Here is a 7,141-nt window from a genome sequence, read left to right as displayed (position 1 = left end):
TCAGTGTTGCAGAAACGAAAAAAGCGCCAAAAGGCGCTTTTTTCTGAATTTGGTGGGGCGTGCAGGATTCGAACCTGCGACCAATTGATTAAAAGTCAACTGCTCTACCAACTGAGCTAACGCCCCGAATGGTGGGTGATGACGGGCTCGAACCGCCGACCCCCTCCGTGTAAAGGAGGTGCTCTACCAACTGAGCTAATCACCCAAACTTCGGTACTGCTATTGTAAGAGTAGATAATGGTGGGTGATGACGGGCTCGAACCGCCGACCCCCTCCGTGTAAAGGAGGTGCTCTACCAACTGAGCTAATCACCCAAATCTTATCTCTTACTGTACTTCTCAATAACGACACACTGCGGAATCACTCACTAATGAATGGTGGGTGATGACGGGCTCGAACCGCCGACCCCCTCCGTGTAAAGGAGGTGCTCTACCAACTGAGCTAATCACCCCGCTGTGTGGAGTCGCATTATAGGGAGAGTTGAAAATGAGTCAACGCCTTTTCTAAAGATTTTGTCCGTTCGTCGTAAAAATAAACAATGCGATCGCGAAATATCCGTTGGTGATTGATTTGCCACCAGAATATGAGGATTGCTGACAACTAAAGGTATCTACATTGAGGAATCAGCACACAGTGGTAGAATGTTGCCCACTCTTTATTCCCTGGCATTTGCCGGTTCCCCGGTACTTTTGCGTAAATAAGGCCGTTTAATGAAAATCAAAACTCGCTTCGCGCCAAGCCCAACTGGTTATTTGCACGTTGGTGGTGCTCGTACTGCTCTTTATTCATGGCTCTTTGCTCGTAACCACGACGGCGAGTTTGTGCTGCGTATAGAAGACACTGATCTTGAGCGTTCAACTCCAGAAGCTATCGAAGCTATTATGGATGGCATGAATTGGTTAAGCCTTGAGTGGGACGAAGGTCCGTACTACCAGACCAAACGCTTTGATCGCTACAACGCGGTTATTGATGAAATGCTAGAAGCAGGTACAGCCTATAAATGCTACTGCTCTAAAGAACGCCTTGAAGCACTGCGTGAAGAACAAATGGCGAACGGTGACAAGCCACGTTATGACGGTCGCTGCCGTCACGGCCATGAACACCACGCTGCAGATGAACCTTGTGTGGTGCGTTTTGCTAACCCGCAAGAAGGTTCTGTTATTTTCGACGACCAGATCCGTGGTCCAATCGAATTTAGCAACCAGGAACTCGACGATCTGATCATTCGCCGTACCGATGGTTCCCCAACTTATAACTTCTGTGTCGTTGTCGATGACTGGGATATGGAAATCACCCACGTTGTTCGTGGCGAAGACCACATTAACAACACGCCTCGTCAGATCAACATCCTGAAAGCGTTGAATGCGCCAGTGCCGGTTTACGCGCACGTTTCGATGATCAATGGCGATGACGGTAAAAAACTGTCCAAACGTCACGGCGCGGTAAGCGTAATGCAGTATCGCGATGACGGTTATCTGCCAGAAGCGCTGCTGAACTACCTGGTACGTTTGGGCTGGTCACACGGCGATCAAGAGATCTTCACCCGTGAAGAGATGATCAAGCTTTTCACCCTGGATTCCGTCAGCAAATCTGCCAGCGCATTCAATACTGAAAAGCTGCAGTGGCTGAACCACCATTACATCAATCATCTGGCTCCTGAATATGTTGCCACGCATCTGCAATGGCACATCGAGCAGCAAAACATTGATACCCGTAATGGACCACAACTGGCTGAACTGGTGAAACTGCTTGGCGATCGTTGCAAAACTCTGAAAGAGATGGCGGAAACTTGCCGCTACTTCTATGAAGACTTCAGTGAGTTTGATGCCGATGCTGCGAAGAAACACCTGCGTCCTGTTGCGCGTCAACCACTCGAAGTGGTTCGCGACAAACTGGCAGCATTAACTGACTGGACGGCGGAAAACGTACATAACGCTATTCAGGCAACCGCTGATGAACTGGAAGTGGGTATGGGCAAAGTCGGTATGCCACTGCGCGTAGCGGTAACTGGGGCAGGGCAGTCACCGGGTCTGGATGTCACCGTTCACGCAATTGGTAAACAACGTTCTATTGCGCGTATCAACCAGGCGCTGGAATTTATTGCTCAGCGCGAAGCGCAACAGTAACGAACAGGTTATAAAGCGAAGTTGCAAAAAAGCCGGCTTATGCCGGCTTTTTAATAGTCGTTTTACTCATCACGAATGCCTAAACGTTTTAAAACTCCCGCAATACCTTCTCGCAGAAGCATTGCAGACATCTTTTCTTGCTCGGCAATCGACATCTGCTTCATCGCATTAAGCAGCAGGCCTTCCAAAGATGTGTCATTAACGTGGTAGCTGCTGTGTTTCTCAGAAACACGCCGGGCACTGTTAATAAAATCACGAACCCGTTCGTCCACATGAATCAGGCGCGCTTTACCACCCTGAACACCCGGTTTTTGCGTGGTGAGCCAACTTTCTTTGCGTACCCATTTGTTGATTGTTTGGCGACTATAACCGGTAATTATCGCCAGCTCTTCTGGGGTCATACGTTCCTTGAGCACAGTTTTTTCCTTAAATCCAAAAGGGTTATTAGTGATTCATCTTAGAGGATCATTTTACTGGAAACTGTGACAAGATTAACTAGAGCATGATCAGATGCAACTCGCTTTGGCCGCATTGTTTGCTTTTTCGACGATTAATCGCAGAACAAGAATTTGCCGTTGACACTGTTGAATGGGTTTCATATGATGCCGCCCGTCGATACGACACGGATTTCACGGTATGGGGCTATAGCTCAGCTGGGAGAGCGCTTGCATGGCATGCAAGAGGTCAGCGGTTCGATCCCGCTTAGCTCCACCAAATCTTAACCAGCAAGATTTGAACCGTTTAAACCAAACCCATTCGTGGGGCTATAGCTCAGCTGGGAGAGCGCTTGCATGGCATGCAAGAGGTCAGCGGTTCGATCCCGCTTAGCTCCACCAAAATTTAAAACCCTCGCCTGATGGCGGGGGTTTTTTCTTTTTAACAACCGAATATCCTCAATCACCCAAAATAATAACCCTATTGCGTTATCTACTCATATCTATTAACAATAAATTGAATGCGATTTATTCTCGATATGAATATATCAAACTGTTTCTCTTTGTAGGAATCTATAAAAATTTAACAATATTAAATGGATGAAATATTGTGCAAACTTGATTTGCGCAATAAATAAACGTATTATTCATCACCGAAAAACACTGCTCATCCGTAGCGGAATAATGGCTCCAGGCTTATGACTTTCCAAAAACTGTTAAAAAAATCTGTCACTGCCCTGGTTTTAAGCCTCCTGTTTATACCTCTTTCTCGTTACATTTCACCGGCTACCATTATTGAAGGTAAACAGATTTATCTCGCTTACCTGCCGATAAGTTTCATGATTGCCATGGTATTTATCTATGGCCGCGTGGCTGTTATTCCGCTAATAATAGCGTCAACCGTGACCTATTCATTCTGTCTGAATATATCCTGGCTTTCATTAATAATATTTGTCTTTTGCCTGATATTCACTATAACCGTCTGTAGCATGGTAGCCCGTTATTATCTTGGGACTCGTTGGCGCTTTGGGTTGGTTGATAAAGGCATCGGTGTCAGGATGTTTTGGTTGGGGTTTGCGGTACCCTTTATTATTAAATTACTGATGTATATCTCCGGGCATCATATTCATTTTCCTGCCCGGGTTGCGGCCTATTTTGGTGATAATTCGCTGATTTTCATGGTAGTGGATTTTCAAAGCCTGGTGGCCGCTTCGCTTATTTTCACCCCGTTGTTCTATTACCCGTTAAGGATGCTCCTGAACCCGAATTATGCTCGGGCATTCTGGCTTCGTTGTGTGATGCGTGACTTTGTGGGTCCACGTCGTTATTACACTTATGGCTGGGTATTTTGTCTGGTAACGATGCTGTGGGTGCTGTGCTCCACCTGGTGGTTGCTGGAGGTTTCAGGCTATCTGGTGCCCGTCATCTTCCTGCTCTTTACACTTGGGATCCGTCATTTTGGCCCACGGTTAATGGGGTTGATGTGGGCGATTTCTGCATGGTTACTGCTGACCTATAACGACGGTTTTCTTTACGGCGTAAATAACGAATTTGCTCTCTCCTTTATCCTCTCGGTATTTATCACTTTTAACGTCTGTATGGTGTATATGACGACGGTGTTAAAGAAAAACGACTGGATGAAGCGCATTTATCATTCCCAGGCGCTGACCGATCCCTTAACTCAGTTACCGAATATCCGTGCGCTGGAACATCATGTGCAATGTTATCCTAAAGGAACCTTGTGTTGCCTGCGGATGGCTAATCTGGAGTTCTTAAGCCGCCATTACGGCATAATGATGCGTATTCAGTGCAAGCGTATTATCACAAGCCAACTGAAACCTTTCTTGCAGCCAGGCGAAGAGGTATTTCAATTACCCGGTAGTGAGTTATTAATATTCTTACATGGCCAGGATACGGCAGCCCGCCTGGGTCATATGGTCGATATACTCAATAGCAAGCAAATAAAATGGCATAACACTATGCTAGAAATTGAGTACAGTGCGTCTTACAGCGTTATCGATAATGACCTCGTTGAATTACATCGTACCTTAGGTCAATTAAGTTACCTCTCTGAACAGGCGTGCGCTACGCGACGTGTGCTGAGTCTGGACACCCGAATTGAAGATGTTTCTGACCAGACAACAGAGCGAGTTTTACTCCTGCAAAAAATTAAACGCGCGCTGAATGAAGAACAATCCTTCGTGCTCTATGCTCAACCCATTGTCGATGCGCAAGGAAAGGGCTATCACGAAATATTAAGTCGCATAGTATTAGATGGCGAATTAATTACCCCGGATATATTTATTCCCGTTATCACTGAATTTAACCTCAGCACTCGCTTCGACATGCTGATCATGAAGAAACTGGTGATATTCCTGCAGCAGCATCCTGAGGATGGACAGCAGTCACGCTTCTCCGTCAATCTCATGCCATTGACGCTCATGCAAAAAGATATCGCGCAGAAAATTGTTTCCTTGTTTACTGAATATCAGGTGCCTACCCGCAGTGTGATTATTGAAGTGACTGAGGAACAGGCATTTTCAGAATCAGAAATCTCAATGCAGAACATCACATTACTGCGTGAAAGTGGCTTTAAAATTGCGATTGATGATTTTGGTACCGGCTATGCGAACTACGAAAGGCTCAAACGGCTTCAGGCGGACATTATTAAGATTGATGGCTGTTTCATCAAAGACATCTTCTCGGACTCGCTTGACCCTCTGATTGTAAAATCTATCTGTGATATGGCCCATGCGAAGCAATTGAGCGTCGTTGCTGAGTTTGTCGAAACGGAAGAGCAGCGGACACTTCTACATGAACTGGGCGTACAGTTCTTGCAAGGTTATCTGATTGGCAAACCCGAGCCTCTTAATACAGTCCATACTTTTTAGGGTAGCAGTATGTTGCGAGCATATGAAAACAGGACTTTATTGTGAGTACTTCAAGAGCGAGTCGATTTCGTTTGCCGTTGAGCAACACGCTGCGTGTTATTCACCTGTGCTTCATTTTTGTTTTTGCCCTCACCGCAGTCCTGTTCTGGCAGCAAGGGCAGCTATTTAGTCAGGGTTATCGCACCAGCCAGCTAAGTCATCTTGAAAGCGTGATTGCGCGCATTGAAAGCCGGGCGCAGTACAAGATTGATAACCTTCGCTATTTAAAAAGAATATTTATTGAAGCCATGGATGATCCGATCTTCCCCGGCAGCCCGGTTACGCCATGGGAAGTGAATGAAAATTCGATTCAAAAGCCGCTGTGGATAGGCGAGTTGCCCTTGCCCGATAGTGTCACTGAGGATGACGAATTACCGGATCAGGAGTCACTGGAGGTGCGCCAGCAACTCAATGGGTTGCGTAAAATCCAGGGGCTTTTCCCGCTGGCAACCGGATCCCATGAACTGTTTGCCGATTTGTATTACATCTCTCGCGAAGGCGAATTTATTGCCTCTTTGTCCAAAGAGGTGAACTCGCTGCTGATCAATAGCTATAACCCGCACGAAAAGCTGGGCAGTTTTGTGCTGGCGTCCCCGCTGTTAAATCCCAAACGAACGGCTTTCTGGACGCGACAAAATATTGCTAACAGCGATGAGACGCTGATCAACGCCTCTATTCCTGTCGACTTTGGGGGGGAATGGATTGGCTTGCTGGGTATTGCATTTGATAGCCAGTCAGTTCAGAAATTCCTCTCATCTTCGTTACCGGAAGACACCCAAAGCGCCTACCGACTGTATGACGCGCAGTTAAAACCTCTGACAAAATCTGTGGGTGCGGAAAATAACGTTCAATTAAGCGTGAAGCAGAAAGAAACCATTCTCAAAATGTTGGCGGATAATCCTCGTGGTAGCTTCCGTTCCGGATTGGTCTATGTCACGTTTGGCCAGCTGAGAGGGACTCACTCGGTGCTGGTGAGTACCCAGACCGTGAGCCAGGGGCTGCATGAAGATTTTGGGCGATTCAGTCTACTTCTCGTCACGATGTTTTTGATTTTCTCGCTTTCCCTGTTAGGCGCCTACCGCATTATTTGCCGACTGGTGCGTAATATGGGCAATTTACAGCGTGAAATGCAGCATCATGCGCTTCACGACGATTTGACGGGCGTGCTGAACAGGCGAGGCTTCTTCGACAAAACATCTCAGCTAAGCCCATCGTATGTGGACTACACGCTCGTGCTGTTGGATCTCGACCACTTCAAAAAGGTCAACGACGTCTACGGGCACCAGGTGGGTGACAACGTGCTGATCCACGCCACCCGACAGATCCAGCGTGCCATCCGTAAGCAAGATATTCTCGGACGCATAGGCGGCGAGGAGTTTTGTATTTATCTGCCTGACTCTGATCTTAACGCGGGGGTAAGTGTTGCGACACGCATCAAATGGGAGCTTGAATCATCCACGCTCATTCTTGAAGACGGGTCGCAATTACCTGTCACCGCATCGCTGGGCGTGGCGTCATACAGCGAGCATCCTGAATACATGCTTGAGCAAATCCAGTCTCTTGCGGATATGCGGATGTACCGGGCGAAAGCGCGTGGCAGAAACCAGGTGTGTTGGCGGGATGATGAGACCGTTCAGGCATAAAAAAACCG

General features: G+C 47.1%; 4 protein-coding genes and 6 tRNA genes. 5 read left to right on the top strand and 5 right to left on the bottom strand.

The features are described from left to right. Window positions 1–50: 50 nt before the first annotated feature. From WBL83_RS14630 to WBL83_RS14615, 4 genes are all read right to left on the bottom strand, one after another. Window positions 51–126: transfer RNA gene (locus tag WBL83_RS14630), tRNA-Lys, on the bottom strand. A gap of 3 nt (window positions 127–129) precedes the next feature. Next, window positions 130–205 (bottom strand) — tRNA-Val (locus WBL83_RS14625). A gap of 33 nt (window positions 206–238) precedes the next feature. Further along, window positions 239–314, bottom strand: a tRNA-Val gene (locus tag WBL83_RS14620). Between the two features lie 61 nt (window positions 315–375). Continuing rightward, window positions 376–451, bottom strand: a tRNA-Val gene (locus WBL83_RS14615). A gap of 259 nt (window positions 452–710) precedes the next feature. Between WBL83_RS14615 and gltX the strand changes: the two genes are divergently transcribed. Next, window positions 711–2,126 (top strand): glutamate--tRNA ligase, encoded by a 1,416-nt coding sequence (gltX, locus tag WBL83_RS14610; protein WP_424589827.1) that lies wholly within the window; start codon window positions 711–713, stop codon window positions 2,124–2,126. Window positions 2,127–2,188: 62 nt separating this feature from the next. On the opposite strand, the gene WBL83_RS14605 is transcribed toward gltX, so the two are convergent. Continuing rightward, on the bottom strand, window positions 2,189–2,542 hold the full coding sequence (locus tag WBL83_RS14605) for a YfeC-like transcriptional regulator (protein ID WP_424589826.1): 354 nt from the start codon (window positions 2,540–2,542) through the stop codon (window positions 2,189–2,191). Window positions 2,543–2,764: 222 nt separating this feature from the next. Between WBL83_RS14605 and WBL83_RS14600 the strand changes: the two genes are divergently transcribed. From WBL83_RS14600 to WBL83_RS14585, 4 genes are all read left to right on the top strand, one after another. After that, a tRNA-Ala gene (locus WBL83_RS14600) sits at window positions 2,765–2,840 on the top strand. Window positions 2,841–2,886: 46 nt separating this feature from the next. Then, window positions 2,887–2,962, top strand: a tRNA-Ala gene (locus WBL83_RS14595). Window positions 2,963–3,258: 296 nt separating this feature from the next. Beyond that, window positions 3,259–5,451: an EAL domain-containing protein gene (locus WBL83_RS14590; protein WP_424589825.1), complete on the top strand. Its 2,193-nt coding sequence runs from the start codon at window positions 3,259–3,261 to the stop codon at window positions 5,449–5,451. 41 nt (window positions 5,452–5,492) lie between these two features. After that, window positions 5,493–7,133, top strand: coding sequence for a diguanylate cyclase (locus tag WBL83_RS14585; RefSeq protein ID WP_424589824.1), 1,641 nt, complete (start codon window positions 5,493–5,495; stop codon window positions 7,131–7,133). Window positions 7,134–7,141 lie beyond the last annotated feature (8 nt).

The sequence above is a fragment of the Buttiauxella sp. genome, from assembly GCF_049686335.1.
In the GTDB taxonomy this organism is placed as follows: Bacteria; Pseudomonadota; Gammaproteobacteria; order Enterobacterales; family Enterobacteriaceae; genus Buttiauxella.
This window is presented reverse-complemented; position numbering and strand designations above follow the sequence as displayed.